The sequence below is a fragment of the Nocardia sp. NPDC059764 genome (assembly GCF_042732555.1).
Taxonomy (GTDB): Bacteria; Actinomycetota; Actinomycetes; order Mycobacteriales; family Mycobacteriaceae; genus Nocardia.
This window is the reverse complement of the sequence record NZ_JBHWHH010000295.1, coordinates 1-1,933: the sequence shown is the minus strand read 5'-3', so window position 1 is coordinate 1,933 and position 1,933 is coordinate 1. Positions and strand designations below refer to the sequence as shown.

Sequence of the window (1,933 nt, the reverse complement as noted above, 5' to 3'; positions counted from 1 at the left end):
TACGGTTTAGCCTCTTCCGCTTTCGCTCGCCACTACTCACGGAATCACTATTGTTTTCTCTTCCTGTGGGTACTGAGATGTTTCACTTCCCCACGTTCCCTCCACACGCCCTATATATTCAGGCGCGGGTAACACGACATCACTCGTGCTGGGTTTCCCCATTCGGAAATCCTCGGATCTCAGCTCGTTTGACAGCTCCCCGAGGCTTATCGCAGCCTACTACGTCCTTCATCGGCTCCTGGTGCCAAGGCATCCACCGTACGCTCTTACACACTTACTAACAAAGATGCTCGCGTCCACTGTGCAGTTCTCAAACAACACACAAGTCCAAATCCGTGTTTCAGCACCAGCCCGAGCAAGCTCGGCGGTATGACTGAGGATTCAGTCTTGTCGTCTGATTTCCTAGAAAGAATCGCTTTCGCGTGTTCTTTCAGGACCCAATAGTGTGTCGGTATATTCACCGCGACTCCGGACATGGCCGGCGCCTAGGTGCGATGAAGATTGTCAGTGTTCCACCCATGAGCTTCCGCGGTCCCACGATTGGGGACTCAAACGGTCTCTGCCACAACCACATTCACCTATGTGAAGCGTCGTGGAGAAGTGCTCCTTAGAAAGGAGGTGATCCAGCCGCACCTTCCGGTACGGCTACCTTGTTACGACTTCGTCCCAATCGCCAATCCCACCTTCGACAGCTCCCTCCACAAGGGTTAGGCCACTGGCTTCGGGTGTTACCGACTTTCATGACGTGACGGGCGGTGTGTACAAGGCCCGGGAACGTATTCACCGCAGCGTTGCTGATCTGCGATTACTAGCGACTCCAACTTCACGGGGTCGAGTTGCAGACCCCGATCCGAACTGAGACCGGCTTTAAGGGATTCGCTCCACCTCACGGTATCGCAGCCCTCTGTACCGGCCATTGTAGCATGTGTGAAGCCCTGGACATAAGGGGCATGATGACTTGACGTCGTCCCCACCTTCCTCCGAGTTGACCCCGGCAGTCTCTCACGAGTCCCCGCCATTACGCGCTGGCAACATAAGATAAGGGTTGCGCTCGTTGCGGGACTTAACCCAACATCTCACGACACGAGCTGACGACAGCCATGCACCACCTGTACACCGACCACAAGGGGGGCCATATCTCTATGGCTTTCCGGTGTATGTCAAACCCAGGTAAGGTTCTTCGCGTTGCATCGAATTAATCCACATGCTCCGCCGCTTGTGCGGGCCCCCGTCAATTCCTTTGAGTTTTAGCCTTGCGGCCGTACTCCCCAGGCGGGGTACTTAATGCGTTAGCTACGGCACGGATCCCGTGGAAGGAAACCCACACCTAGTACCCACCGTTTACGGCGTGGACTACCAGGGTATCTAATCCTGTTCGCTACCCACGCTTTCGCTTCTCAGCGTCAGTTACTTCCCAGAGACCCGCCTTCGCCACCGGTGTTCCTCCTGATATCTGCGCATTTCACCGCTACACCAGGAATTCCAGTCTCCCCTGAAGTACTCTAGTCTGCCCGTATCGACTGCAAGCTTGCAGTTGAGCTGCAAGTTTTCACAATCGACGTGACAGACCGCCTACAAGCTCTTTACGCCCAGTAATTCCGGACAACGCTCGCACCCTACGTATTACCGCGGCTGCTGGCACGTAGTTGGCCGGTGCTTCTTCTACAGGTACCGTCACTTGCGCTTCGTCCCTGTCAAAAGAGGTTTACAACCCGAAGGCCGTCATCCCTCACGCGGCGTCGCTGCATCAGGCTTTCGCCCATTGTGCAATATTCCCCACTGCTGCCTCCCGTAGGAGTCTGGGCCGTGTCTCAGTCCCAGTGTGGCCGGTCACCCTCTCAGGTCGGCTACCCGTCGTCGCCTTGGTGGGCCGTTACCCCACCAACAAGCTGATAGGCCGCGGGCCCATCTCGCACCAGTAAACCTTTCCAAC

The 1,933-nt window shown here is 56.0% G+C and carries 2 rRNA genes (1 of these 2 cut by a window edge); both read right to left on the bottom strand.

The features are described from left to right. Window positions 1–280, bottom strand: a 23S ribosomal RNA gene (locus ACFV4K_RS34690); it reaches 2,754 nt to the left of the window's first position. A gap of 331 nt (window positions 281–611) precedes the next feature. Then, window positions 612–1,933, bottom strand: a 16S ribosomal RNA gene (locus ACFV4K_RS34685); the annotation flags it as partial.